Here is a 25,585-nt window from a genome sequence, read left to right on the forward strand (position 1 = left end):
TCCAGGCCATGGATGTCTCTGGTGCCTGGCGATTTAATCGAGGCTCCAGTGATGTTGTCTTGGTTTCATTAGACAATGGCATTGGCGATATCGCTGACAATGCTTCAGACATTCACGATGAAATCAGCCATGTCAATAATAAAACCGCTAAAAACAATAGGGACAAAAGACACCATGGACACCAAGCCATGAGCGTGATGTCAGCCAAGCATGACAGCCAAAACTTAGCTGGCATCGCTCCTGGCAGTGAATTGTGGGCCTACAACGTCTACGACTCTGGAACACAACTTTATGATGCGATTGAAGGAGCAAAAGCCGATCGAGCGAGCAATCAACGTCTAGTTTTTCAAGGTGGAATCCAAGGAGATTGGTGGTCAAACGGAGCCAGCCAAGCAGATATGCAAACTGCCATTGATGAAACGGAAGATTACGGATTCTTCGCAATGGCAGCAGGTAATTATGGCGATAAAACTAGCGTCGCAGGAATTGCTCAAGCCGAAGCGACCAATGGCAATGTTGCAAGTATTGGTGCTTTAGAGCACAGCGGAGCAATTAACGATGTCGATGGAATCACAAACTACGACAATCATGAACTTGCCGACTACTCCAACGCTGGAGCAAATTTAACTCTGGTTGCCCCTACAGATAGTCCTTCCATTAATGGTGATGGTGACATCACCGACTTCGGCGGCACGTCTTGCGCAAACCCAAATGTGGCTGGTGTTGCTGCTTTAGTTTGGTCTGAAAATACTTGCCTCTCAGGCAGCGACGTACGTGATCTTTTGACCCACAGCGCCATGGATCTTGGAGATCTTGGCCGCGACATCACCTTTGGCCATGGCTTGGTCAATGCAGAAGCCGCTGTTCGCCGTTCTCATGCACTTGCAGAGAACTATGAACTGGCAAGTTTCTACACCAACGATCAGTTCCTGGCCTGATTGATCAACAACCCATCACACACACAGCAGGGATCATCCCAATGGGGTGGTCCTTTGTTCATGCAACAGAACCTTAAGCAAGTGCGGGTTAGTTGCCGACGGAGAAAGAGTCGCTCGACACGGGGGCGTCATGACATCCTCGAAGCCAGCCCACAACATCACCGCCGCACGATTGAACCTTAAGCATGGATCGCAGCGCCTGAGTGGATCTAGAAAAGCAGGCTCAACGTAACAGCTCAGGACTGAGCCCCAGCAACCAAAGCATGGACTCCGATGAGCGGAACAAGCGTTCAAATGACGCGCAGCAGCATCGGAGGGTTGATTCAGATCAGAACCTCAACAACGCTGATTTCAGGCCATGTCAACGGTCAGAGCTGAATCGAGTCACGTTGTGAGCAAAATCACAGCTGTCGTTGATGTCAATCAACGCATCAACCTGCAATTAGAAGGATGGTGAAGTCTCCGGAGATTCAACTCCACAATACTCTCCTCCAATGTTCAACACCAATTCGTTTTTTCTGAACCAATTTAAATCCTATTTTCAAGCCCCGAGAGGACGACGCTTCCAAACAAACCGATTCAACAAAGCGGAGCGTCTCGACAACACCCGCGGCGAGCAATACGGCCAGAAAGCCAACGATTTCGTGTCAAGAGCACAGACCGGTTTCAACCCTCGACTTAATGATGAAGAACGCTTTGAGGGTGATGCAACACAGTGGTCAAAAGTTGGTCACGGGCAACCAAGTGAAGCAAAGCCATGGTCAAGATCATTCAGAAGCATTGGACTTGACAGGGATCCAATTGGGTTCAAAAGCGCAGGAAATACAGACTTCAAGAAGTCAGGCAAGGCCTCGAAAAGCTTAGGACAAGGCTTTGAGAAAGCAAATATTCAGGATCAGCGCGATCCGTTCAAAAGCAATGTCTTAATGCACAACAAAGCCAACGGAATAGAAACCGAAACAGAAGGAGGCGTTTTCCCTGAGCTCAGCCGAGGAATCATTGATGATCGTGTTGCCTGGAGAGAAGAGTCCAGCAATGGGATCACACAAGCTGGCATCGGTCGAAACAACCTCCAAACAAATCTCATCAGAGGGGAACATTTCTTTGACCGCAATCTGAACCTGGGTTCAGTATTCGGGCTACAACGCATCTTTGACGCATCAGGTGATGCATCCAAAAAGGAAGTCTTTGAAGATGGTGCACTGGAAATCAGCTACAACAGGAATTACCTCAATAGTCTTAAAAACGAAATCGCACCCACTATCAATTTCCCTGGGAGGGGATACGAATCAAGCCGGTTGTCAGCAACAGTTTCTGCAACCAAATCATCTACTGGCGAAGTAGTCGATCTTGGTAGCACTACTCTCAATCTAGATCAAAACAGCTTCTATGTGAACCTCAAGGATCAACTGGAAGCGTCTGACAACTTACTTGACCGGCGCAGCATATGGAATATTGACGTCAATATTGATGCAACCTACGACAACGGGCTCAACATCAATCTCGAAGAATTCAACGAAAATATCACGATGATTGATGCCCTGGATGTCGGAAGTGGTTATCGGGGAGATGTCACGGCTAACAATTTTACCTATCAAAACTACACCAGCACTTTCTTAGGCGATTGCTTCGGCTCCGGCAGAATTTATCACGGTCGTGGCGGCACAGATACAATCGTTCTGGATGGCATCAACAAAAGCGACATCCTTAAGTTCAACGGTAGTTCTGTCCACCAACTGGGGCAATCGGCAGCGGGCGGCGCGGCGCTTGGCGAACAAGCCTTCTACGGCGGCACTGTCTTCGACGTTCTCAATCTCAATAACGGAGACGAGCTCTATCTACAGGGCATTGAAACAATCTCCTGCGAAGATGGTGATATCCGGATCCGCGCCAATATGAGTGATTCCACCAAAGAGCAGTGGAACCTCCAGGCCATGGATGTCTCTGGTGCATGGCGCTTCAATAGGGGAAGCAGTGATGTTGTTTTGGCATCACTAGATGCAGGACTTGGCGACTTAGAAGATCATCCAACAGATGTGCATGATGAAATCAGTCACGTCGTCAATCAGACCAATAAAAACGATACTGGAACTCAACATGGACACAAAGCCATGAGTGTCATGGGTGCTAAACATGGCAATGGTGGAATTGCAGGAATTGCACCAAATAGCACTCTTTGGGCATTTACTGGTGGGGAATACAGGGATGGCCAAAGCCATCATCAAAATATTCAGGATGTCATTGGCCTGAGGGATGAAGACCAGAGGGTTGTATTTCAAGGTGGGTATCAGGGTGATCACTGGTGGAATACAGGCACTCACACAGAAGAGCAGATGCAAGCATCCTTGGATGCCACTGGCGAGTGGGGTTTTCATGCAATCGCATCAGGCAATTTCAGTGATTACAACAGTGTGTCGGGAGTTGCACAGGCAGAAAGCACCAATGACAACATTGCCAGCATTGGCGCACTTGAATTCACAGGCACTGAAGAAATTGATGGGATCACAAACATCACTGGCTACCAAATGGCTGACTATTCCAATCGTGGAGACAATTTGACTTATGTCGCACCGACAGATAGTCGCGCCATTAACGCCAACGGTGACATCAGCATCTACGATGGAACATCCTGTGCCAACCCCAATGCTGCTGGGGTTGCTGCTCTTGTCTGGAGTGAGAACACTGACCTTGTTGGCGGTGAGCTGCGCGAAATCCTGACCCAAAGTGCAATGGATCTCGGAGACGTTGGCCGGGACAACACCTATGGCCATGGCTTACTCAATGCTGAAGCAGCAGTCCGCCGTTCTCATGCACTTGCAGAGAACTATGAACTTGCAAGTTTCTACACCAACGATCAGTTCCTGGCCTGAGTGATCCACCACGTATTGGTCACATCGGCAAGGACCACCCCGATGGGGTGGTCCTTTTTCATTGCATCCTCGGAGCAAGGAAATACCATTTCCGCCCGCACGATTGAACCTTAAGCATGGATCACAGCGCCTGAGTGGATCTAGAGAAGCAGACTCGACGTACCAGCTCAGGACTGAGCCCCAGCAACCAAAGCATGGACTCCGATGAGCGGAACAAGCGTTCAAATGACGCGCAGCAGCATCGGAGGGTTGATTCAGATCAGAACCTCAACAACGCTGATTTCAGGCCATGTCAACGGTCAGAGCTGAATCGAGTCACGTTGTGAGCAAAATCACAGCTGTCGTTGATGTCAATCAACGCATCAACCTGCAATTAGAAGGATGGTGAAGTCTCCGGAGATTCAACTCCACAATACTCTCCTCCAATGTTCAACACCAATTCGTTTTTTCTGAACCAATTTAAATCCTATTTTCAAGCCCCGAGAGGACGACGCTTCCAAACAAACCGATTCAACAAAGCGGAGCGTCTCGACAACACCCGCGGCGAGCAATACGGCCAGAAAGCCAACGAGTTCGTGTCAAGAGCACAGACCGGTTTCAACCCTCGATCTGATGGTGAAACACACTTTGAGCGTGATGCAACACAATGGTCAAAAGTTGGTCGCGGGCAACCAGGTGAAGCAAAAACATGGTCAAGATCATTCAGAAGCATTGGACTTGACAGGGATCCAATTGAGTTCAAAAGCTCAGGAAATACAGACTCCAAGAAGTCAGGCAAGGCCTCGAAAAGCTTGGGCCAAGGCTTTGAGAGAGCAAATACTGAGAAGCAGCCAGATCTTTTCAAAAGCAATGTCTTAATGCACAACAAAGCCAACGGAATAGAAACCGAAACAGAAGGAGGCGTTTTCCCTGAGCTCAGCCGAGGAATCATTGATGATCGTGTTGCCTGGAGAGAAGAGTCCAGCAATGGGATCACACAAGCTGGCATCGGTCGAAACAACCTCCAAACAAATCTCATCAGAGGGGAACATTTCTTTGACCGCAATCTGAACCTGGGTTCAGTATTCGGGCTACAACGCATCTTTGACGCATCAGGTGATGCATCCAAAAAGGAAGTCTTTGAAGATGGCGCGCTGGAAATCAGCTACAACAAGAACTACCTCAGCAGTCTCAAAAACATCCATGCCCCTAAATTCAATCTCTGGGGGGGCATGAGCTTCAATTTGCCTGGCTCGGTATCGGCAACAGTTTCTGCCACCAAATCATCCACTGGCGAAGTTGTTGATCTTGGCAGCACCACTCTCAACCTTGATCAAAACAGCTTCTACGTGAATCTTAAGGATCAACTGGAAGCATCTGACAGCTTACTTGACCGACGCAGCACATGGAATATTGACGTCGATATTGATGCAACCTACGCCAACGGGCTCAACATCAATCTCGAAGACTTTAGTGAAAACATCACCATGATTGATGCCCTGGATGTGGGAAGTGGTTATCGAGGTGACGTCAGCGCAAATACATTCACGTATAACAATGTAAGCTGGGCCGATTCCTTCGACACCGGCAGGATTTATCGTGGTCGTGGCGGCACAGACACTCTTGTGCTCGATGACATCAGCAAAAGCGATATCCTTGAATTCAACGGTAGTTCTGTTAATCAACTGGGGCAATCGGCAGCCGGCGGCGCGGCACTTGGCGAACAAGCATTCTACGGCGGCACTGTCTTTGACGTTCTCAATCTCAACAACGGAGACGAGCTGTATCTGCAGGGCATTGAAACAATCTCCTGCGAAGATGGTGATATCCGGATCCGCGCCAATATGAGTGATTCCACCAAAGAGCAGTGGAACCTCCAGGCCATGGATGTCTCTGGTGCCTGGCGATTTAATCGAGGCTCCAGTGATGTGGTGATGGTTTCTCTTGATTCTGGCATTGGTGATATTGCTGGCAATGCTGATGACATTGACGATGAAATTGATCATGTCGTCAACAAAACAAGCAAAAACACTTGCGCCTTAGCCAAGGACCGTGATCATGGCCATCACTCAATGAGCGTCATGGGAGCGCGTCACGATTCGCAGGGAATTGCGGGGATCGCTCCAGGCAGCCAAATGTGGGCTTATCAAGTCTGGGATCCAGGCTTTCACGGAGCAATCGAAGATGCAAAAGCTGACAGAGAATCTCATGAACGGCTTGTGTTTCAGAATGGTGCGAGTTGGAGTCTTGAAGGGCGTTGGGGACCCAGTGGAAACACCGACTCGATTACCGAAGAACAAATGATGGAATCTCTGGCTGAGACAGAAGATTATGGATTCTTCTCAGTAGCAGCAGGAAATGACTGGTCCAGAGATGGTGTCAGCACTTACAATCTTGCACATTTCCAAACCGACTTTGGGAACATTGCGAGCGTCGGCGCTGTTCAGTTCACAGCAACTGATGAGATCGACAACATCACCAATGTTACCGACACTCAAATCGCTGGATATTCCAATCAAGGCGATGACCTGACCCTCTCCGCACCCACTGACAGCAGAGCTGTCAATGGAGACGGTGATATCAGAGACTTCGGTGGAACGTCCTGTGCCAACCCAAATGTGGCCGGTGTTGCTGCTTTGGTTTGGTCTGAGAACACCTCTCTGTCGGGCAGCGATGTGCGTGATCTTTTGACCTATAGCGCCATGGATCTTGGAGCTGCAGGTCGCGATGATGCTTTTGGTCATGGCATGGTCAATGCAGAAGCTGCAGTCCGCCGTTCTCATGCCCTTGCAGAGAACTATGAACTGGCAAGTTTCTATACCAACGATCAGTTCCTGGCCTGATTGGTCCACAACCCATCGCACACAGCAGCAAGGACCACTCCGCCGGGGTGGTCCTTTTTTAAATGCATCAGATTGGAATGCATCAAAACTCTCAGCCCAGCAAGAGTCAGTCTTCGACTGAGGAACAGTCGATCAGCACATGCCTGTCATGACATCCTCGAAACAAAGCAACACCATCACTCCCGCTCGATTGAACCGTGAACATGGATCACAGCGCATTACTGGATCTAGAGAAGCAGGCTCGGCGAAGCGGTTCAGGACTGACCGCCAGCAACCTGGTGGGGTGCTGGCAGCTGAACACCATCTGGGCCAAGGGACAAACCAAAGCCAGTGTCCTCAACGGCTGGCTGCTGCGACGCATCGGCGCCTGCCTTGAGATCAGCAATGGATCAGGCGATCGTCTTCAACTGCGCAACGCCGTGAACCTGTCAGGTCTCACCCTCCAGTTCACAGGCCCAGGCGAACTGAATGGCCGCCAACCACTGCTGAAATTCCGCTTTGAGCAAGTGGAACTGCTGCTCGGCCGCTTGACGCTGTTGAAGCGTGAATTGCCATCACCGGAAAAAGGTCGGGAGCCGTTTTTTGCCCTGATTAGCCGCAGCCAAGAGGGGTGGTTGGTTGCACGAGGCCGGGGCGGAGGGTTGGCCTTGTGGACCCTCAGGGATTCAGACGCTGCTCGGACCAGCCATCTTGAGCGGTCCAGCAACGGCGAAGGTGGGGATGGGGCTTGAGGTCGAGCTGCTCCACACGATCCAGGGCAATGCGCATGATCAGCAGATGATCGGAGATCGGCTCGTCATCGGCAACTTCTTGCGGCCAAGGCCCTTGCGAATGAAAGGGTTGACCAGGAGACGGCCAGGCCCAGACCATGCGACCGGACGGTGACAGGCGTTGCCAATGATCGAGCAACGTCTCCGGTTCCTGCTCAGCACTGACCAGAACCGCCGTGCCACGCAGACGAAACTGCTCTCTAGCCTTGCGGAACAGCCAGCAGAGTTCAACCCTCGGCTGACTCAGCAGCTCAGAAGGCTTATCACTGCGCACGTCGGTGAGCAGCTCCAGTTCTCCTGCAGAACTCCAACCTCGAAACACCAGGGTGCGCACGCGGGGCGTCCCGTCTGATGCAGCAGTGGCCAGCTGCAGCCAGGTGGCTCCAGGTGATCGTCCCTCACGTTGACGAGCTCCACGCACGACTGCGCGCCAGGGAGGCAGACTCATCACAGTGTCCTGATCAATCGGCATCATTCAGCCAGGGATCGAGAAATGCAAGTGGGCGCTGCATTGTTGCCGAAAATCCAAGGATGCCACGATCGCGGTAGACGTAGAGGAGGGAATCGTCGCTATCCAGCAGGAAGGTACCGCCGCGCTGCGTGATGAAGCGATCATCCGGCACGTACGTGCTCCAGTGACGGAGCACCTCATTCATGTTGCGCAGGCGAACCGTGGCCAGCTCAAATGGGCGCTGGAAACCCTCGCCGCCAGCCCGCCGGAACAGAGCGGCAGGAATCGGAGGCAGAACTCCTGTCGACACGGTTTCATCAGCATCAAAGCGTTGAGCCGCTGAACGGTCGCCGGTGTAGCCACGCAACACCTCGGCCAGAGTTCCTGGGGAACCAACGCCGGCACACATCAGCAGAAGCGATGGCCAGGGCCCTCCTGGAGCCTGAAGACCGGGAGATAGGCCAAGAGCCTGATGCAACTGGGAATCAGGCTCCACCTGAAGCAACTCCTGCGGCATCCCCGTAAACGAGCAGAAGCGCTCTGCCCCTGCCTGATCGCCAATCGCAATGGCGAGGGGGCGAATCCCTGCCTGTTCGAGCCTGGGCAGCGCAGGGACTAACGCCTGGGCATATTCCATCGAATCAAAGTCACCAAGCTGTGTCAGCAGCAGAATCAGACGCTTGAAGCCCTGATCATGGACTTGACTCTCTGCAATACGTTCCAACAGTGCTTCTGGTGCTTTCATGAAAGGGCTGTCAACAGTGCCTCGTAGAGGTCCGACCTGCATGACAGCATGGTCTGTTTGGCCCGCAAACGGTGAGCGATGACTCCCACTCTCCGACGAGTGGAGCTTGCCGACAAGCCGTGCTCTGTGCAGCGTGGGGACAGCACAGACAAGTCTGACCATGGGACGGGTCCAGAGGTTGGCAGCTCAGCGGCAGGTCACGCCCTACGAGCTGTCGCGCAACATCCTTCAGGAAGCTGGTTACGGAATCACGCGCAGGGAATCGAAGACCCCTGCAGGGCATCGAGGCTATGACGTGGTCTTCCCCTGCACGATTGATGGACAGCCACATCAGAAAATGATGCGACGAACATGGCTGATCGAACTGGCTGAACTGGTTCTAGAAGGATTCAAGCCAGAGGAGATTGCCGTCAACTATTTCAAACGAGAATTTGACTCATAAAACGAGATTGACTCATACCCCTCCCACGACATTGTTCAATTCAACCAGCGAGCAAGACAAACCTCATAATCATTCATGGAGGCATGATTTCAACGATCCCAAGCTAATATAAAAAGTGTTCGTACCACAAAAACTATCGAGAGCGATAAGCTATAGAAGACAATTAATTTTCAGAAACAATCAACTAAAGGGAAGTCCCATTACAGAGCCTTACAGCGACAGCACGTTTTTCTGAAAAAGACATTTTCTCTACATTGCTTTCTCGAATCACTTCATCAACGCAGTGATTGAAATAGCGCGCTTGATTCGCCATTGGAGAAATCTGAATTGCTCCATAGATCACAGCAAAGATGAAGAGCACTGGGTAAAGGTGTGCGTTGATCAGCTCACGTGCTTGTGACATTGATGAATCCATCACTAACTGCGCAGTAGCAACGAACACACCAACGCGTCAAGCAAAATAAACACCTTACACAGCCTGAAAGCCGAGGCCTAAGAAGGAATAACGTTGCAGCCGCCCCCCCCCCAAAACAGTCATCAGCTCTTGTCAAAGAGGGCAATCAACACGCCGGGCAAAACAGTCAAATCACAACATCAACACAGGAGTGATCTATCACTGTCAAGCCAAGTCCCCGAAAGCCGTCTGAGCTACTTCGATTCACCAATGTGAGCAAATGGGCAACCGAGTCTCATCTCCCTTGTCTCTGGACATGAAAACGGCTTTGATAACAATGTGTCACCCGGGAGCCCCCGCCGTGATCGGTCAAACCAGGATTTACTGTCACCAGGGACAAGAGTTTCGCCTTGTTGAGGTTCCATCTCAGGAGGCACCAGTGCAGATCCAGGAACTCACGGATCAAGGCTGGGAAATTGAGGCTGAAATCCCTGTTTGAATGGCTGCAAAAGATCGGAGACACTCACTTCAGAGTGTCAACTCCGAAAGCCAGCCCCCAAAACCAGACCTCGGAGCTGCCGTGATCAGCGGGGCTGGCTTTGGTCATCGTCGTCAAACTTCTGTACCGCCGAATCAATCAATCCCCTGGTATCGGTGTTCAAGGAAGCCACAACAAAAAACACCAGGGACAGCACCCCTGCGGCAACAATCACAACGACACTGAGATTGCTCATCTCAAGATTGCCGTAACGGAACGCGAGATAGATCATCGTGGGCGAACAGCTCGAACCCGATGGGCTCAAGCCCATTCTCTGGATCATCAATGTACGCGTGAACCGAAACGAACCGCTTCCCACAGAGGCAGGAGCACGGCCAAGCCACGCGTTGACACATCTGTACTACTCCACTAGAACAGGTGTATCAGCAGAGGATCCATGGCTCCGAGCTCCCCCTATGCACCGTTCAAGGCTGAGGAGTGGATGCGTGCGTCCCTGATCACCCCACGCAAACGATGCCAAGCCATGGTTGGATCCAGGATCCCAGCACCCAGGACACGAAACGGTTCCATGCCGACGAAAAAAGCTGGAAATGCGAGCCGAGGGTGTTCGTGGATTCAGGGCGACCTTTTCCAAACCAAGCACCATTGCTGAGCACACGCGTTCATCTGAGCCAGCACACTGCTGAACGCCTCTGGGGTGAACTCCTGCGCGTTGGTTGGATCCCATGTAGGCCTCAGTGGGCCGCTGACGCTGAATTCTGAGCAGTGAATCCTTGCCTGACACAGCGGTGTGGTCAGCCGAACTGGTAATGCTTACGAACGGGTTGATGAACCTGCCAGGTGCATGACAGTCCTGCTGGAAATTCAACAAGGTCACCAGCACCGAATCGAACCGGCTCACCGTTTTCAGGTGTCACCGTGACTTCACCCTCCAGCAGCAGACAGGTTTCCCGCTGGTCGTAATGCCAGGGGAACGAGCTGATTTCACAGGCCCAGACCGGCCAGTCGCGAACGCCAAGGGCCAGGATCACACTCTCCGGGCAGTTGGAGGTCACACAGATCATCGCGGGGTCGGTCGCGGCATCAGCAAACCATGATTACTCGGCGCCGGCCCCAGGCATCGAGCCTTGGCAATAGAACGCGTGATTGGCCAGCGATGATCGCTGCTGTGATCAAGTCTCTGCAAAAGCAGCCCATGATCGACTCTGGCGACTACGGCTATCCACCAAGCACCCGAAGACATGACTACGTACTCGTTTTGCTGCAGCTGCTCTGGCGCATGCGCTTTGACCTGCTGGTGCTGCTGTTGATCACTGTTCTCGTCCATCAGAACTGGATCCCCCGCAACTGGACCGCCAATGAAAGCGTGGTGCGGATTATGGGCATCGCCGCATCGATTTTTCTGGGCTTTCGCAACACCCAGGCGATCGGACGCTGGTGGGAAGCCAGGAAACTCTGGGGCAGCGTTGTCAATGTGAGCCGAAGCTGGGCAGACTCATTGCGGGCCCATCTCGATAGCAGCAGGCCGCCCGGACGTCAGGAACGTAAGTTATTGCGTTTGCAGGTTGCCATCATCTGGCAACTGAACTTTCAACTGCGCAACTTCTGGCAGCGAGACCTAAGGGAGATGCAAGATCAATTGCTGCAAGATCTGAAGTTGCCCAGTACCACCAACCTGCGCCAGCTGGGACAGCTGAGGGGGGTGTGGATCGGGGATCTGCATCGCCAAGGATTGACCGATGGATTCGGACGTCTACAGCTGATGCAAGTCGGCAACGCCTGCACCGATGCCATTGGTGGCTTGGAGCGAATCCGCAACACACCACTTCCAGCGTCTTACGCGGTTTTCGTCAGACTTCTGAATTGGTTATTCGTTCTGTTGCTGCTGTTGTACTTCCACGACCTGGGTCCTGACTCACAAAGTCGTTTTGGAAGTGTGGTGATCGTGGTGCTGTTCCTGATGGCGGAACGGATCGGTGCCTATGTGGAGGGTCCGTTTGACGCAGATTGCAGCAGCTTTTCCCTGCCCCTGGACAGCATCTGCCTCACGATCAGTCATGACCTGCTCGATCATGCGACCGATCACGTGCAACACCTCAAATCGGATGATCCCGTGCGCTGGACCTGAGCAGAACAGGGCAAGGTGGAAAACCACAGTTATGGTGCTCCCAGATATTGATTGCTGAATTCCCAGGCCACAGAACAGCGATACTGATAATTCAGGCCAGCGATGCCAATCCTTTTGCAGGTTGCATCGGTGATTGCCGCCCCTTCCGGAACTTTTGACAGCAATTTGTTCAGCGTCACCTCTCTGTTTCTTCCGCTACCAGAGATGGACAAATCAGTTGCAATCGCACCAGAACCAAAACCAAACAGAAGGAAGCTCAGCAGAATTGCACTTAGGATTCTCATGACCAACAGGACTGCTTTCCAAGAAATAGCCACACAGAGAAACATTGACCTGATGCTTGACACATCCTGATCAGGATTGGATTGCGCCTAGACAAGCCGATCATTGAACGTTGCTGCTCCTGTCTTGATCACTGCCCATGACTTGGATCAGGGAATGTTCGTCAGTGGGAGCTCATAAGATGAATGAAAGCCTGGACTTTTGATCAGCATGCCTTCCATTCTGGTTCAAATCACCATCCCGTTCGTTCTGGCCCTGTTCCATTTTGTTGGCCCCTTGCCCACCGACCTGGGTACTGATGCAGGACACCTGAGTCCTTGCCCAGGCCCTGAGCACTGTGCAAGCACCGTATGGAAGGTTGCCGATTCCTCCGCAGCGCTGAAACAGCTCTCTGAACGGATCGAGAACTCTCCACGCACCGAGATTATCGAACAGAGCACCAACTACCTGCATGCCACCTACAGCAGCAGGATCTTTGGTTTCGTCGATGACGTTGAACTTCATACCAACGATACGGTCACTCTGGAGGCACGCTCCATCTCGCGCCTCGGAGAGTCCGACCTCGGCGTAAATGCACAACGCCTGGAGAGCCTCTCCAAGACGGTTGAAACATCGGAAGCTTGAAAAAATAGTCTCTGTCGAGCAATCAATGCTCTAAACCTCACCAGCAAATCAACTGCCGGCACGAACGCATCCTGCTCATTGATGAAAGCCTGAATCTCCAATAGTTCAAGCTGAGATGATTCCAACGTCTCGCGCATAGGTCACAGTGCTCTAAGCATTGACACCAGTCTCAGCTTTATTGGTGGTCGGATCTATTGGAGAACCTGAACTTATCAGCTCAGCATCGATCAACATCAACAGAGTGCGTTGCTCAAAAGGGTTTCAACCTAATACAAACAGCTACACATTAATATTTCGCCTGACTCAATAAAGAATTATTCTGATTTACAGCTTGCCTGGAAGTGCATTGCTATTGAATAAAAAAGCAGATTTGACCGTGCCGTCACGCTTACCTTCTCGTCGCACATTTCTTCGCAATTCAATTGCCGGCATGGCATCGGTGCCATTTCTTACAGAACATTGGTCTCACGCAAGATCCACTCAAAATACACGTCAGAAAAAAATTGACCGCCAGAAGGTACTTGTTTTAGGAGCAGGCATGTCTGGATTGACAGCTGCCTTGGCACTACACAGAGCAGGGCATGACGTGAAAGTCATTGAATATCAAGATCGTGTTGGAGGTCGCTTACTATCCATACCTTTGAAAGGCGGACAATTTTCAGAAGCTGGCGGAGGACATTTTCGCTCAAATATGCCCTACGTTCTAAAATACATCGAGCATTTTAAGCTACCTCTTCTTAGCCTCAATGATGGCCTTCCACGCTATTTGTATGACGGCAAAACAGCAGAATCCGCTTCATTATTCAATTGGCCATTTGATTTAAACAAAAAAGAAAGAAACGTGACTGTTTCCTCTACCTTAAATCATTACCTGTTTTTAAATGGTCTGGATACTGATACCGTCCTTGCCGCTGAATGGCCTGATTTTGATACACGCAAACGGCTTGACAAGCTAACAATCGGAGAGATGCTCAAGCAAGTCGGAGCTTCGGATGCGTTTCTCAAGGTTCTCGACGCCCACGGGGGAACATTTACATCAAGCTCGCCCGCTTTAAGCACGATTCCTGACTTAGCTTACCATTTTGGTGATCAGAATCTTTTTCGCATAAAAGGTGGCAACGATCAATTACCAAAAGCACTAGCTCGAGAGCTTGAAGGGCACATTATTCTTAATTCTCCGGTGGTGGAGATCAGCCAATCCACCAACAAAGTAAACATCCGGGTTGCTGATGGACGTGAGTGGTCTGCAGATCACTTGATAACCACGATTCCATTTACAGTCTTAAAAGACGTTAAAGTGACCCCGAACTGGTCCTCAAGAAAAAGCAAGATGTTTAATGAAATGGAGTGGGATAAAACAGTAAAAGTAGTTGTTCAAACTAAAACGCCAAAATGGCTTAGCCATCATATTCACGGCTGGCCCCTTGCTGGCTCTGATCAACCATGGGAAAGAGTAATTGATATCACGGGCAACGAAGAAGGTGGTTACGGTAATACTTTTTTCTATCTTAATGGTGCAAACGCCGAGCGACTTCTCGCAAGACCACGTGCCATTCGTGCGCAGGAAATAGTTGATATGTTCAGAAAGGATATGCCTGATTTGTTTGATCAAGTAGAAATGATCAAGGAGTTTGCCTGGTCTGAGCAACCTTGGGTCAGAGGTTCCTTTGGCAGCCCTCCTGTTGGGGGAGCTTGGATGATCAACGAATGGGAAAAAGCAGAAGGCCGAATTTATTTTGCCGGCGATTTCACCACGATGAAGAGTGGATGGGTGGAGGGTGCAATTGAATCTGGATTACGAGCCGCGCGTCAAATCGATCCACAGGCAAAACCTGAGGCAGACCCATATTCTTGGCTAAGAACAAACGCGGAAGCCTGTTGAATGGGGGAGCAAAAGTTGTACGGAGAGAGTATGAGGATATTGCATAAACTGCATGATCTCCTATCCATTACGGACGCTCTCAATCCCTGACTCTCGTCGTACAACAAAACATATTGACCCTCCAAGAACACACGCCGATATTGACTTTATTCACCATACATTTCGATAATAGATATTACAACTGGGTGCCTGGTGAGTGGAACAGGTGTTGACTGAAATCAAACCCTGAGCAGACTCAATTCACATTCACTGTCAGTGCTCTCTAAGCGATGACAGCAATGTACTGCTCGACAGAGACAGCTCACTGCCTTGAATCCCTCCAGCCTTCGCAGATTCATCTTCACTCTGATCACCGGATACTTGGCGATCTTTGGAGTTCAGCAAATTCCCTACGAGTTTGAGAATCAGTGGCTTGTTCTGATCCCAGTCCTGATCGTTGTTTATATCATCACCGTGTGGCTGGATGGGATCTTTTTCAAAGATTCTGCTGTGACCACGACAACTGAGCCCAGAACAAAGAAAGTTCAAAAGCAATCATCGAACAAGGGTTTTGGCCAATAACCAGCCAACACTCACAACGGAACGTCAACCAGCTTGGTCTTGCCAATCAATGGCGATTGTGTGTCCATGCATACGACCGCATTCCGACAATGAGGAGAAGGTTGATCTGCGTCTAAGCCATGGGTGGCACGACGAGAAAACTCAGGGGCAGAGCTGGCACTCTGCCTCTTTTTCATGGGCGGCAAGCATAAACATCCAGAACCCGACCGAGATCGGTACTCCGGGTTCCAACCCGATGACAATGGGCCTCGGCGGGTGGAGTTCTTAAACCCACGTGAATCGTGAAATCGGCATTCACTCCACTCGCCAAAACAAAGAGACAGGTGGCCAGGCAAAGCAGTGCTGCGATCCACTTTGGCATTGCCTTGAATCAAAGCACTCGATTCTGCCCACTGTCGCCCACTCCCGGAGCGTCAGGTGAAAGCTCGTGGGGTTCAAACACCATGGAGAGTGCATTGAAAAGCCCCCGGTCTCGCCTCCGAGGGCTGATTGAGCACCCTGCACCCCATCACCTTGACGCATCAACACGAGGCTTAGATCCCCCGAAATGGGGATCTTGCCCAAAGATGATCAGAAGCTTTTCTGAAGCCACTTGACCCCACAACGCTTCGCGCACTAGTGCAGATGCACTAGCTGCCAAGTGATCCGTGGATGAATGGGACTACGTTGATGAAGGAGGGCTTCAGAACTGGAAGGGAGCCCGAATCTGCCTCACCTGTCAGCACTTCACCTACGGAGTAGATGCTCACTGCCGCAAGAAGGTGGCCTGCAAGCTCAGACAATAGCTGCTCCACCAGGGACACCACCTGACTAAACGCTGCCAACACTGGTGTCCAACCTGGCAAGACCAGGCTGGCTTGTGTCCAGAGTACGGCTGATCACAAATGGAAAATCACGTACCTCCAACGCTTCAATGATCAGGATCGAAACATTGGGTGATCCTCAAAGTGAATCAAGCCATTGCTGAAGTCTGATCTGAATGGCAACGCAACCAATCCAGATCACTAGTGATAATCGACGAAAACGCTTATCAGGAACCCGTTGCAGCCTTGAAAAGGCAAGAAGGAAGAGGCTTGAGCTCACCGGCAGGCATAAACAGAACAATTCGCCTTAGCCAATGGCTTGGTCTGAGTGACCATTTGGGTCAAACGACGACGCAGGGCCACACAGTCTTGGCACTGGCACGGCTCATCATCATGAACACTGGCATGAATCCGGACAGGCTGAAATCGGCTGCGCATGGGAAACGACCTTTTCTCTGTTGTGACGCGCTCTACGGCATCCGGCCAGCACTTATCACAAACCTGTGATTCTTATGCATGAACCGACGACGTGTAGGGGCCCATCAGAGGAGAGTCGCCATTCAGGACGCGATCAACTCGGCCAGATCTAGACCGCTCTGGAGGGCCCCCTCCGCCATGCCAAAACCAGATCCCGCAATCCAGTCGCCACAAAAACCCACACGGACTCGTCTGCACCACTGCAGTGCATTTGGCATTCCTTGGTCCAAGGGTTGTGCAGCTCCCCAGCGCATTACACCAAGTGAATGAGCGTTGGAGACCAACCCCTGTAGTGATGGCCAGGGCTGCAGAATCTCTGGCAACAGGCTCAGCAATCGCTGTTCCTGAACAGTCATCAACTGTGGCTGTGTTTCGGGTGTGATCAACGCACCATCATCAAGGCCATGCATCACCAGGCCAAGACCACCCTGTTGCTGTCGCTGAAGCACAATGCGTTCCACTCCGAATTGCTGCTGAGCGCGAGGCGTTAGCCAGATCTGCCGAGGCAATGAATCGGAATCCATCGCTGGAAACTGAACCATCAGATTCCAACGGATGCTCGCGTTGAGGTTGGCAATCCAGGCGAGTGCTTCATCAAGTACAGAATCGTGCCCCTCAGGGACAGCCTCACGCAGGGGCACATCTCTCCAACCAAGCATCGCTAACGAACGAGGATGTGCGAGGAGCGTTCCGCTCAGGATGAGTCCCCGGCCTCGAAGCCCACCCGGAAACACCCAGCGCTCATCAACCCTGGAGAGTGTCTGAATCCGCTCTCCAAAACGGGCGTCGACAGAATTTCCGCCATCAGAAAGCAACGTCTCCACCACGGTTGCCATCGTGGGGATGCCTCGCCAGCGCGGCCCTCGCAGCAGAGGGTGATCAGGAGGCGCAACAACGGCACCAAGATGGTCCAGGCCAACGACTGGATCGCGGTCAACGCGAACAACGCCACGTTGCTCAAGCGATGTCATCAACTCCCGCAGCTGCCCACAAGGCTCGGACTGAAAGCTCAGGGTCGGAGTTCCATGATCCAGTCGCCATAGAGGGGAGTCGCGTCGTCGCCTAGTCGCCGAGCGTCCTCCAGGTCCCCGACCAGCTTCCAAAATCTGAATAGTGCCGCACCAGCCCTTGCTCTTCAGAGCTGCCACCAACGCGCAACCGGAAAGCCCAGCACCGATCACAACAAGATCAACATCCCTGCCAGGCATGGAAACCAATGAAAACGTTTTGATTCTGAACGAGACAACAAAAAAAGACGGGTGGCGACCCGTCTTGACTCTCCCTAAGCGCTTCCCGGAGCAGAACTCCGTGCTCACCACTTATCGCGTAGATAGGGCACTGACGCCGTAGGAATCGATACTCAAATCATTGAACACAAAGCATCAAATTGAAAGCCTTGAAGCAAGCACAGTGCAGGCGCCTGAGATCGCAAAAGAAAACCGCAACAGCAACCAGACTGAAAGCAGCACCAGCACTAACAGCGCAGCCACCGCTTGAACCACGATCATCGACAGTGACTTGCCCGAAAGATGCTCTCTCGTGATCAGTCACTGCAGAGGCGGATTGAAGATGCAGAAATGCAATACCGATAGGGAGACGCTGATTAACAGGATCGCCTGAAAAGATCAGCCTCTTCAAAGAGCATGCGATCAAGACGGATGAACTTCCATATCCATGTTGATGCGTGCAAGTATAGAATTGATACGTTGAGCAAAGCGTGACCAAGCCTCAGTGAAAATCCTTCTCAAGGAGAGCTTCGACGAATGGCAGAAGATGATCAACCAATCAGATTGGGGGCACAAAATTTTAATCTGCTGCGGTCATAAACCAACAGCTATTTCCATAGCAACGCTGTTTGCCATTGACCCAGAATCCAAGACAGATCACTTGATCGGTGTCTGCACCTCTCAGAGCGAATGCCTTGAACTAATTCAACAATCCCACGATCCATTGTTGATCTTCATCAGCGGGCGATTGGACGACGGGTCAGGCATCAGTCTGATCAACGCCATCCACGATCAAGCCCTGAGCGCATCAGGCGAAGACCACATCACCGTCCTGACATTGAATACGGTCAATCCATTATCGCTCAAGGAAGCGATAAACTCAAGCGCAAATATTATCCTAACCCATCGCGGATTTGAAACACTTACAATTTATCACGTGCTTCATTCAGTCAAGGAGAAAATTAATTACGTTGACCCCTTGATTCACCACATTCTGGATCCCAGCCATCTGAGAAAGAGCAATCTTCTATCCAAGCGAGAGCTTAATGTTCTCGAATTAGTTTGCGACGGCATGACCAATCATGAAATCGGGAGTGAATTGCACATTGCAGATGTCACAGCACGACAACACGTGCAGGCAGTCATTAGAAAACTCCACGCAAGGAACAGAACAGATAGCGCCGTCAAAGCCATCAGAGAAGGATTGGTTGAATAATTGAAGTTCAACTCACAAAATCTGAGTCAAAAACGCTTGAAAGGTGATTAATGTCATATCGACCACAACAAAACGCTTTAAATCGATACCAACTACTTTTAAACAAAATATTAAAAACAAATTTGAAACCCCTGGCACGTTTTTCCATCCAATAATCCTCACATATTCAAAAAAAAGCCTCAACAAACTCTAGGTTCAAAATGATCGCAAGTTACTCATAACAATGAAAATGACAACTATGAACCAGCCTCAAGATTCTGAGCAGACGTCATCCTTCGCTCTTCGCTCGCCAAAAAGTCAGACCACATACCAACAAGAAAACTCAGTGTCGACAACGCACGAACCTGCTCCTGGGAACCAGGCCTGGTGTATTTGAAATCCATGAACATTTGATCAGCAACAGACTGCTGCTCTTTACAGCGTGAATCAATCGACATCAATCAGCCCCTTGCCTGAACGGAAGGCAGATCAGTGGACTGTGCCAGCACATCAATCACACTTGACGTCATTCCAGCGCCAGAAGCGACGAACACGTCATAGGCCTTCAAGCAGTCAATCATCGATAAGGCTATTAACTTCTGTAAAGAACTTTAGTCCATTTGTAAAGCTGTGTAACTAGGTGGTTTTGCTCCTCTTCTACACCCGGCGGCAGGGGGCGTCGGGGCCACTTCTGCCATCCCCCCCCCCTAAACAGATCAGGTCTTAGGGGCGAGGACTGATGCTGAGCTTTGTGGCTAGGTTTCGTGCTCGCATCTATCGGATATGACGCGCACGATTGCCATAAGCGGTGCCTCGGGCAAAACAGGCTTCCGTGTTGCCGAAGAAGTTCTGGCTGCGGGCGATCAGGCCAGGCTGCTCCTGCGCCCTGAATCCCAGATTCCAGCATCACTAGCAGGCTGTGAGCAGCACCGGCTCAGCCTGATGGATGCCAACGCCTTGGACAACTCTCTACGCGGAGTAGATGCTCTGGTGATCGCGACAGGAGCCCGCCCATCCGTTGACCTGACGGGGCCGATGAAAGTCGATGCTTGGGGCGTCGAACGCCAGATCGAGAGCTGCAAGCGTGTTGGCGTCAACCGGGTAGTCCTGGTGAGTTCCTTATGCGCAGGGCGTTGGAAACACCCTCTCAACCTGTTTGGATTGATCCTGGTTTGGAAGCGTGTGGGTGAACGCAATCTGGAGAACAGCGGGCTCGACTGGACAGTGATCAGACCCGGTGGGCTGAACGAGCGCGAAGAAGACCTGGAAGGGGAGGGCGTGGTTTGGACTGGAGCTGACCAGCAGGAAAGCGATTCAATTCCTCGCCGTCTGGTTGCACGCTGCTGCCTCGAAGCCTTGAACACCTCCGATTCAATCGGCAAAATCCTTGAGGTCACTAGCTCAAAGCAACAACCTGTGGTGAGCTTGCAGGAAGCGATTACCAGCTGCTGAGCCTTCGGATTCAACCCAACCCCGATAGGGGCCAGGCTGCAGAACGCAAGGCATGATCATGATCTTCACCTTCGTCGAGTAGATCTGTGCCCTGGAAGCCAGCAGAAGCCTGGACCAGCCTCACCCCTAGAGCAGGACGACGTCACTTCCGTTTGATTTTGCAAGGGGGGCGCGGTGCTGAACGCTGGGTGGAGCTGGCTTCACTGCTGGATCCGCAGGTGCGACTTAGGGAGAGCTGGAAGCAGCTTCAGGACAAATCGCAATGGCAGAGCGGCTGGCAGCCCATTCCCTCTAATGACTCAGACGGAGTCTGAAACCAAGGGTTTGGTGGCAATCACAGCGAAAAAAGGATCTCCCTTGGCACCGACCCAACCAAGAGGGCCCGTTTGCTGCGTCTGTTCAGCAACAAGCTCAGGCTTGGGCCATCCCTGAGCCATCATCACCTCCGCCACGTAGCGCAGATGATCGCCGTCACCGCCATCGGTCCAGATCTGAGGTGCCTTCGTGAAAAACATGCGATTACTGAAAGCGCAGATGACCTGCCCCCTTGGTCGGGTGATGCGCAGCAGCTCAGCGGCCACCGCTTCGGGCTGCTGCAGATACTGCCAGCCGGCCACGATCAACGTGCAGTCAACACTGGTGTCGTCGAGCGGCAGTATCTGATCACGGTTGAGGTTCTGCACCCAGTGACGGTCGAGTCGCGGATTGGCCTGTAACTCCTCAGCATTCAGGCCATGACCGATCACCTGCTCGTAGCGCTGTTGCTCCGGCAGGTGACTGACCCAGCTGCTCATCAGATCCAGCACAACGGCACAACTGGGAATGCGCTCGCTGTAGAGCTGCGTCAAGCGCAAGCGGAACGCTGCATCGAGATGCTGAACAAAACGGGGATCGCTGTAGAACAGCGCATCATCGCTGTCATCGAGCTTGAAGCGCTCATTGTCGTTCAAGACCTGCACGACCACGGGTAAATCCTTCTGTCCAAGGGAACCGGAACCTAAAGAAACCAGCGACGAAGCGCGTCTCTAGAGGCTCACCAACACGCAGCTGGTACAGGTTTGTTGTTGATTAAAGAGACAGGCTCTCCAGCAGTTGCTTCTGAGACCGCTGTCCAGTGATCGCATGGGCGGCCATCGCTCCACTGGCGGCGACAGGCGGAATACCAATACCGGGGAAGGTGCTAGCACCGCACTGAAGAAAACCTTGCAGGGGTGTCTGCACACCCGGGAACAAACCTTTAGCAGCCGACAGCGCTGGTCCATAACTGCCCTCATGCACTGACAGGAAATGACGGTGGGTCAGAGGCGTCCCCTCCATCACGATTCGGCAGCGACTGCGCAGATCTGGGATGCGCTGCTCAAGCACCTGCCAAAACACCGAACAACGCTGCTCACGCTGCTGGTCATAAGCAGACGTGGACCGTTCCAAACCACGCCAATGAAACCAAGGTTCATTGGCCGGTGTATAGGCATGCAGAACGTGCTGACCAGGAGGAGCCATCGATGGATCCAACGCCGAAGGAATCGACACCACCACGGCATTGCGTTCGGCATCAATCCCCCGTGTCCAGTCTCCAACCCACACCGTGTGAATGGGCAGATCCTCCAGGCCAGTGGCATCAAAGCCCAGATGCAGATGAAGAAAGGAGGCGCAGGCGGGAGTCTCCAAACGTTGACGGCGCCAGGAGGGTGATGTTGCTTCAGGCAACAGCTTTGCCGTACTCCAGGCATCAGCATTGCTGACCACATAATCCGCAGCGAACTGTTCACCGTTGACCAGTTGGACGCCGACAGCCCGATCACCATCCAGCAAAACTCTCTTCACACGGGCGCCAAGGCGCAGGCAGCCGCCATGTTTCTCAAGTCCACGCACCAGAGCCTGCACAACAGAAGCACTCCCGCCCTTAGGAAAATCGAGGCAGGCCTCAGGTTCAAACCATTCACCGAACAGTGTTGCCATCGCAGCCGCATTGGTATCGGCCATGGGCATTCCACTGATCAGAAAGCAGAGCAGATCAACCCAATGGCGGAGGAAGGGATCCTGAAGGTGGCGGTCCACCAACGGACCGAAGGCTCCGCTGAGATGGCGCAGTGCCGGCAGGTGGGGGAGCAAGCGACCGCTGCGTCGCAGGAGTGGTCCAAGACCATCGAGTCCACCCGGCGGTAGTGCCAACAGCGGCAGTGCGTCCGCCGCCGCTGCGATGGGCTGCAACACTTCAGCGAAACGACGCCACTCCTCAACCACCGCCGTTCCACGCAGATCAGCGACAACCTGTTCGAAGCCATCAGCGCCAACCCCGATGCGCAGATGCCCTTCAGGAAACAGCACATCCCAGTCCCGATAGGGAATCACATCCAGAGGTTCATCCAAGGCCTTGAGAATCTGAGCCAACGGGTTGCTACTTGGCCATCGGCCCAGTCCGCTCCAGAGAGAAGGGCCTGATTCGAAATGATATCCCTGCCGCTCAAAGCCATGAGCAGCACCACCCGGATGGCCATGAGCTTCGAGAACCATCACCTCGTGACCGGCCCTGGCACACAAGGCAGCACAACAAAGACCACCGATACCGCTGCCGATCACGATCACCTCACACTTGGTGGTCATGGTGTGATCCGCTCGGTGACTGGTCAGTTCATAGCGGGTCGGAGCTGAATTCCGACACATGAACACTGGCTGTCATCAATAAAGCCAACCGGGATCAGCCAAAAACTGCTTCAGTGATCGCAGAGAACGTGTTGAAGCATTGATCGCTCTGCCACTGATTCTGCTCGGCTTGGCCTGGCTTCAGGAACTGGTTGATCAATTGTTTTTCGGCGGTCGCTGGAACCTGGCAATGGGGCCTGGAACACCCTGGTGGACCTTATTCACAGCACCATTTAGCCACCAAGGTTTAGGCCATCTCATCACCAATAGCCTGGTGTTCCTTCCGCTCAGCTATCTGGTGCTAGCAAGGAGCCAGAAGGCCTATCTGAGCGTTTGGATCGCAGTGTTTGTGCTGGAGATTCCGATCTGGTTGTTCTGGCCGGTAGGCGCCCATGGATTATCGGGTGTGGTGTACGGACTACTGGGCTATTTGGTGCTGATCGGTTGTCTGGAAAGGCGACCTTTATCAATTTTGCTGAGCATCATTGCCCTGCTGCTCTACGGAAGCGCCTTACCAGGATTACTCCCGTGGGCATCTCCCGCTGGAGTGAGCTGGATCGGACATGCATCCGGCTTCGTAGCCGGATTAATGGCCGCGCTTGCGGTCTATCGAGCACCAGCTCAGCTGGATGTCTGATCTCCATCTGCGCCGTCTTCAGCAGCCTGGATTTTGAACAGAAAGCGACTGGAAAGACGAACCGCAAGAACGGAGGCAGCAGCTCCGTAACCGATAAAAGTGGCGGCCTGACCAAAGCTCCCTTCTTGATAAAGATCTGCGTGGAGAAGCAACCAGTCCACGAGTGAGGAAGCCGTGCCCCAAACCACGACCCAGACCGAGACGTAAATCACTCCCCTGGAGGTGTTATTCAAGACGAGAGAGCATGCGCTGGGTCAACGCTAAGCGAACCTCAGTCACGTCTCAGCCAGGAATCGGCCCCCGCGAACCAATCACCGAGGTCATCAGCCTCGGGGCTCTGCAGCTGGTCAGGTTCTGCACTGCCGAGATCAAGACCATCGAGAAGGCAGTCGATACCTTCAAGAGGGCCTGCTGCAAGTTGTTGTCGGCGTGCACGACGAAGCCATGATGAAACCGTGCGATCTCGATCGGCGAATTTCTGGAGGTAAACACGATCCGACAGACTGACACTGGAACCCTCAGCCATTCGCCGCAGGATTGACTGCAGTTTTAGACGGGTGCTGGTGGTGAGCATGGACCGAACGCTCCGAACTGGCGACGTTATGGCTTGTCATAGCGACAACAATGCCAACGATCAAATCTATTTGCGCAAACAGACAAGACAACAACCAATGGCTACAACCATGTCAGTGATGAACCATTCGAGGAGAGTCAATGAGTGATCAGGAACAACAAAGGCCTGTCGTGATCCAACAAGGGGGCAACGGGATCGGTCTTGTTCTTGCTGCATTGATCGTGGGTGGTGCCATTGTCTATGCCGTCAACATTTGGTCCAATACTCAGCAACAGAAGCTCAGAGTGCCCGCAGAAGCGATCCAGAAAGGCGTTGAATCTGTCAAGGAAGCGATCAAACCAGGGTCTTGAACGAGGCTCATTGAGCAGGTGCTTAGGAGAAAACATGCAGACAATGCAAAAAGCCATGCAATAAAAAGTTCTGAAATGATCAAGCCCCTTACATAAAACATCTAATTTCAAATCAGCCATCCGCACATGAAGAGATTTGTTGCCATCGTTCTTTCAATCTCAACCCTGTTAGCAGGTTGTACGGCATCGGATCGGTTTGAAGAAAAAACATTTCTGAGCAATGGACCTTACCAACAAGGGACCATCAGTATCGACAGATCAAAACTGCAGACAGTCGTGACATGGTGCAGCCCAACTCTTCTGCAAATGGCGGTTTACGACAATGTTCAAGAAAGCTACCCCACGGAGTACACGCAATTGAAAGGGAAGGACCATCCTCTACAAATGTCTGTCACTGTTTTTCCACAAGACTTACCGTTCAGCTATGCCGCGGAGTACAGCAAACCAAAAGATGTCACCAGTATCTGCAGTCCTGCAAGCATCCAGACAACCCTAAGCACTGAGACGGGCAATTCACCGACTCTCAATAAAAATCTGGGGCAATCATTTGAGGTAAGAAGCGATAAAATGGTGGCCGTGAAAGTGGACTGCAACGCATGCAAAGCTGGCTATTCAGAACTTGACCACTTCAATGGCCCGGATTATGGAAAGGAAGGAGGAGTAGCATTAATCCCTGCGGGAGAAGCTTCAGACGTGATAGGAGAATGCAAGGACAATATTTTCTCGATTCAGATCAACCCAGCGAATTAATCATAATCCGAGGCAACGATTGAAAGCAATTACTCGCACAACAGATAGCAGTCAGCACCGAAAGACATAC

The 25,585-nt window shown here is 52.0% G+C and carries 29 protein-coding genes; 17 read left to right on the forward strand and 12 right to left on the reverse strand.

All coding sequences use genetic code 11. The features are described from left to right. The 5 genes from DXY31_RS03335 to DXY31_RS03355 form a co-directional block, all read left to right on the forward strand. A partial coding sequence (locus DXY31_RS03335) for a S8 family serine peptidase (protein WP_206749786.1) occupies positions 1–938 on the forward strand: 938 nt, incomplete at its 5' end. Positions 939–1,432: 494 nt separating this feature from the next. Next, a complete protein-coding gene (locus DXY31_RS03345; protein ID WP_114992146.1) occupies positions 1,433–3,808 on the forward strand; it encodes a S8 family serine peptidase in 2,376 nt (791 codons plus the stop codon). A 612-nt stretch (positions 3,809–4,420) separates the two neighbouring features. Beyond that, positions 4,421–4,666, forward strand: a complete 246-nt coding sequence (locus DXY31_RS16730; protein WP_170953526.1) for a hypothetical protein — start codon at positions 4,421–4,423, stop codon at positions 4,664–4,666. Further along, positions 4,666–6,630: a S8/S53 family peptidase gene (locus DXY31_RS03350; protein ID WP_170953527.1), complete on the forward strand. Its 1,965-nt coding sequence runs from the start codon at positions 4,666–4,668 to the stop codon at positions 6,628–6,630. Before DXY31_RS16730 ends, DXY31_RS03350 begins: the two co-directional genes overlap by 1 nt. A gap of 203 nt (positions 6,631–6,833) precedes the next feature. Beyond that, positions 6,834–7,361 (forward strand): hypothetical protein, encoded by a 528-nt coding sequence (locus DXY31_RS03355; protein WP_114992148.1) that lies wholly within the window; start codon positions 6,834–6,836, stop codon positions 7,359–7,361. Here the strand turns inward: DXY31_RS03355 and DXY31_RS03360 are convergent. Both DXY31_RS03360 and DXY31_RS03365 read right to left on the reverse strand, forming a co-directional pair. Continuing rightward, complete coding sequence (locus DXY31_RS03360) at positions 7,288–7,848, reverse strand: pyridoxamine 5'-phosphate oxidase family protein (protein ID WP_244279503.1); 561 nt, start codon at positions 7,846–7,848, stop codon at positions 7,288–7,290. The two genes, DXY31_RS03355 and DXY31_RS03360, sit on opposite strands and share 74 nt — an antisense overlap. 13 nt (positions 7,849–7,861) lie before the next feature. After that, the gene (locus tag DXY31_RS03365; RefSeq protein WP_114992293.1) at positions 7,862–8,596 is read right to left on the reverse strand and encodes a peroxiredoxin-like family protein; all 735 of its coding nucleotides are present in this window, start codon (positions 8,594–8,596) and stop codon (positions 7,862–7,864) included. A gap of 160 nt (positions 8,597–8,756) precedes the next feature. Between DXY31_RS03365 and DXY31_RS03370 the strand changes: the two genes are divergently transcribed. Further along, entirely contained in the window at positions 8,757–9,038 is a 282-nt protein-coding gene (locus tag DXY31_RS03370) for a hypothetical protein (RefSeq protein WP_114992150.1), read from the forward strand. 184 nt (positions 9,039–9,222) lie between these two features. Here DXY31_RS03370 and DXY31_RS03375 read toward each other — a convergent pair whose 3' ends face one another. Then, entirely contained in the window at positions 9,223–9,480 is a 258-nt protein-coding gene (locus DXY31_RS03375) for a hypothetical protein (RefSeq protein WP_244279505.1), read from the reverse strand. A 536-nt stretch (positions 9,481–10,016) separates the two neighbouring features. Then, on the reverse strand, positions 10,017–10,202 hold the full coding sequence (locus DXY31_RS03380) for a hypothetical protein (protein WP_114992152.1): 186 nt from the start codon (positions 10,200–10,202) through the stop codon (positions 10,017–10,019). Between the two features lie 242 nt (positions 10,203–10,444). On the opposite strand from DXY31_RS03380, the gene DXY31_RS03385 reads away from it, so the two are divergent. Then, positions 10,445–10,693 (forward strand): DUF1651 domain-containing protein, encoded by a 249-nt coding sequence (locus tag DXY31_RS03385; RefSeq protein ID WP_114992153.1) that lies wholly within the window; start codon positions 10,445–10,447, stop codon positions 10,691–10,693. A gap of 32 nt (positions 10,694–10,725) precedes the next feature. On the opposite strand, the gene DXY31_RS03390 is transcribed toward DXY31_RS03385, so the two are convergent. Next, on the reverse strand, positions 10,726–10,995 hold the full coding sequence (locus DXY31_RS03390; RefSeq protein ID WP_114992154.1) for a cupin domain-containing protein: 270 nt from the start codon (positions 10,993–10,995) through the stop codon (positions 10,726–10,728). 29 nt (positions 10,996–11,024) lie between these two features. Here DXY31_RS03390 and DXY31_RS03395 point away from each other — a divergent pair, with 29 nt between their 5' ends. Next, positions 11,025–12,059 carry a bestrophin family ion channel gene (locus DXY31_RS03395; protein ID WP_244279507.1) on the forward strand — a complete coding sequence of 345 codons (1,035 nt, stop codon included), beginning with the start codon at positions 11,025–11,027 and terminating at the stop codon, positions 12,057–12,059. 29 nt (positions 12,060–12,088) lie between these two features. Here DXY31_RS03395 and DXY31_RS03400 read toward each other — a convergent pair whose 3' ends face one another. Beyond that, positions 12,089–12,388: a hypothetical protein gene (locus DXY31_RS03400; RefSeq protein ID WP_114992155.1), complete on the reverse strand. Its 300-nt coding sequence runs from the start codon at positions 12,386–12,388 to the stop codon at positions 12,089–12,091. 163 nt (positions 12,389–12,551) lie between these two features. Between DXY31_RS03400 and DXY31_RS03405 the strand changes: the two genes are divergently transcribed. Beyond that, on the forward strand, positions 12,552–12,965 hold the full coding sequence (locus tag DXY31_RS03405; RefSeq protein ID WP_114992156.1) for a DUF1499 domain-containing protein: 414 nt from the start codon (positions 12,552–12,554) through the stop codon (positions 12,963–12,965). A gap of 331 nt (positions 12,966–13,296) precedes the next feature. After that, entirely contained in the window at positions 13,297–14,847 is a 1,551-nt protein-coding gene (locus DXY31_RS03410) for an NAD(P)/FAD-dependent oxidoreductase (protein WP_244279509.1), read from the forward strand. 733 nt (positions 14,848–15,580) lie between these two features. On the opposite strand, the gene DXY31_RS17305 is transcribed toward DXY31_RS03410, so the two are convergent. Beyond that, entirely contained in the window at positions 15,581–15,769 is a 189-nt protein-coding gene (locus DXY31_RS17305) for a hypothetical protein (RefSeq protein WP_137024885.1), read from the reverse strand. Positions 15,770–16,055: 286 nt separating this feature from the next. Between DXY31_RS17305 and DXY31_RS17825 the strand changes: the two genes are divergently transcribed. Next, on the forward strand, positions 16,056–16,193 hold the full coding sequence (locus DXY31_RS17825; protein WP_371639039.1) for a hypothetical protein: 138 nt from the start codon (positions 16,056–16,058) through the stop codon (positions 16,191–16,193). A 578-nt stretch (positions 16,194–16,771) separates the two neighbouring features. Here the strand turns inward: DXY31_RS17825 and DXY31_RS03430 are convergent. Continuing rightward, entirely contained in the window at positions 16,772–17,896 is a 1,125-nt protein-coding gene (locus DXY31_RS03430; RefSeq protein WP_114992160.1) for an NAD(P)-binding protein, read from the reverse strand. A 523-nt stretch (positions 17,897–18,419) separates the two neighbouring features. On the opposite strand from DXY31_RS03430, the gene DXY31_RS03440 reads away from it, so the two are divergent. The 3 genes from DXY31_RS03440 (at position 18,420) to DXY31_RS03455 (ending at position 20,875) form a co-directional block, all read left to right on the forward strand. Continuing rightward, positions 18,420–19,130: a response regulator transcription factor gene (locus DXY31_RS03440; protein ID WP_114992162.1), complete on the forward strand. Its 711-nt coding sequence runs from the start codon at positions 18,420–18,422 to the stop codon at positions 19,128–19,130. 762 nt (positions 19,131–19,892) lie between these two features. Continuing rightward, positions 19,893–20,561 (forward strand): SDR family oxidoreductase, encoded by a 669-nt coding sequence (locus tag DXY31_RS03450; RefSeq protein ID WP_114992164.1) that lies wholly within the window; start codon positions 19,893–19,895, stop codon positions 20,559–20,561. Between the two features lie 86 nt (positions 20,562–20,647). Further along, on the forward strand, positions 20,648–20,875 hold the full coding sequence (locus DXY31_RS03455; RefSeq protein WP_114992165.1) for a TIGR02450 family Trp-rich protein: 228 nt from the start codon (positions 20,648–20,650) through the stop codon (positions 20,873–20,875). Here DXY31_RS03455 and DXY31_RS03460 read toward each other — a convergent pair. Continuing rightward, positions 20,861–21,526, reverse strand: a complete 666-nt coding sequence (locus DXY31_RS03460) for a methyltransferase domain-containing protein (RefSeq protein ID WP_114992166.1) — start codon at positions 21,524–21,526, stop codon at positions 20,861–20,863. The genes DXY31_RS03455 and DXY31_RS03460 overlap by 15 nt on opposite strands. 103 nt (positions 21,527–21,629) lie before the next feature. Then, a complete protein-coding gene (locus DXY31_RS03465; RefSeq protein ID WP_114992298.1) occupies positions 21,630–23,165 on the reverse strand; it encodes an NAD(P)/FAD-dependent oxidoreductase in 1,536 nt (511 codons plus the stop codon). A gap of 139 nt (positions 23,166–23,304) precedes the next feature. Between DXY31_RS03465 and DXY31_RS03470 the strand changes: the two genes are divergently transcribed. Further along, positions 23,305–23,841: a rhomboid family intramembrane serine protease gene (locus tag DXY31_RS03470; RefSeq protein ID WP_114992168.1), complete on the forward strand. Its 537-nt coding sequence runs from the start codon at positions 23,305–23,307 to the stop codon at positions 23,839–23,841. Here the strand turns inward: DXY31_RS03470 and DXY31_RS03475 are convergent. Together DXY31_RS03475 and DXY31_RS03480 are read right to left on the reverse strand one after the other, a co-directional pair. Continuing rightward, positions 23,826–24,074 (reverse strand): hypothetical protein, encoded by a 249-nt coding sequence (locus tag DXY31_RS03475; protein ID WP_114992170.1) that lies wholly within the window; start codon positions 24,072–24,074, stop codon positions 23,826–23,828. The genes DXY31_RS03470 and DXY31_RS03475 overlap by 16 nt on opposite strands. A gap of 38 nt (positions 24,075–24,112) precedes the next feature. Then, entirely contained in the window at positions 24,113–24,415 is a 303-nt protein-coding gene (locus DXY31_RS03480; RefSeq protein WP_114992173.1) for a hypothetical protein, read from the reverse strand. Positions 24,416–24,555: 140 nt separating this feature from the next. Between DXY31_RS03480 and DXY31_RS03485 the strand changes: the two genes are divergently transcribed. Together DXY31_RS03485 and DXY31_RS03490 are read left to right on the forward strand one after the other, a co-directional pair. After that, positions 24,556–24,765 carry a hypothetical protein gene (locus DXY31_RS03485; RefSeq protein WP_114992175.1) on the forward strand — a complete coding sequence of 70 codons (210 nt, stop codon included), beginning with the start codon at positions 24,556–24,558 and terminating at the stop codon, positions 24,763–24,765. Between the two features lie 126 nt (positions 24,766–24,891). Continuing rightward, positions 24,892–25,515 (forward strand): hypothetical protein, encoded by a 624-nt coding sequence (locus tag DXY31_RS03490; protein ID WP_114992177.1) that lies wholly within the window; start codon positions 24,892–24,894, stop codon positions 25,513–25,515. The last annotated feature ends 70 nt before the right edge of the window (positions 25,516–25,585 follow it).

This window comes from Synechococcus sp. UW179A, from assembly GCF_900473965.1.
In the GTDB taxonomy this organism is placed as follows: domain Bacteria; phylum Cyanobacteriota; class Cyanobacteriia; order PCC-6307; family Cyanobiaceae; genus Synechococcus_C.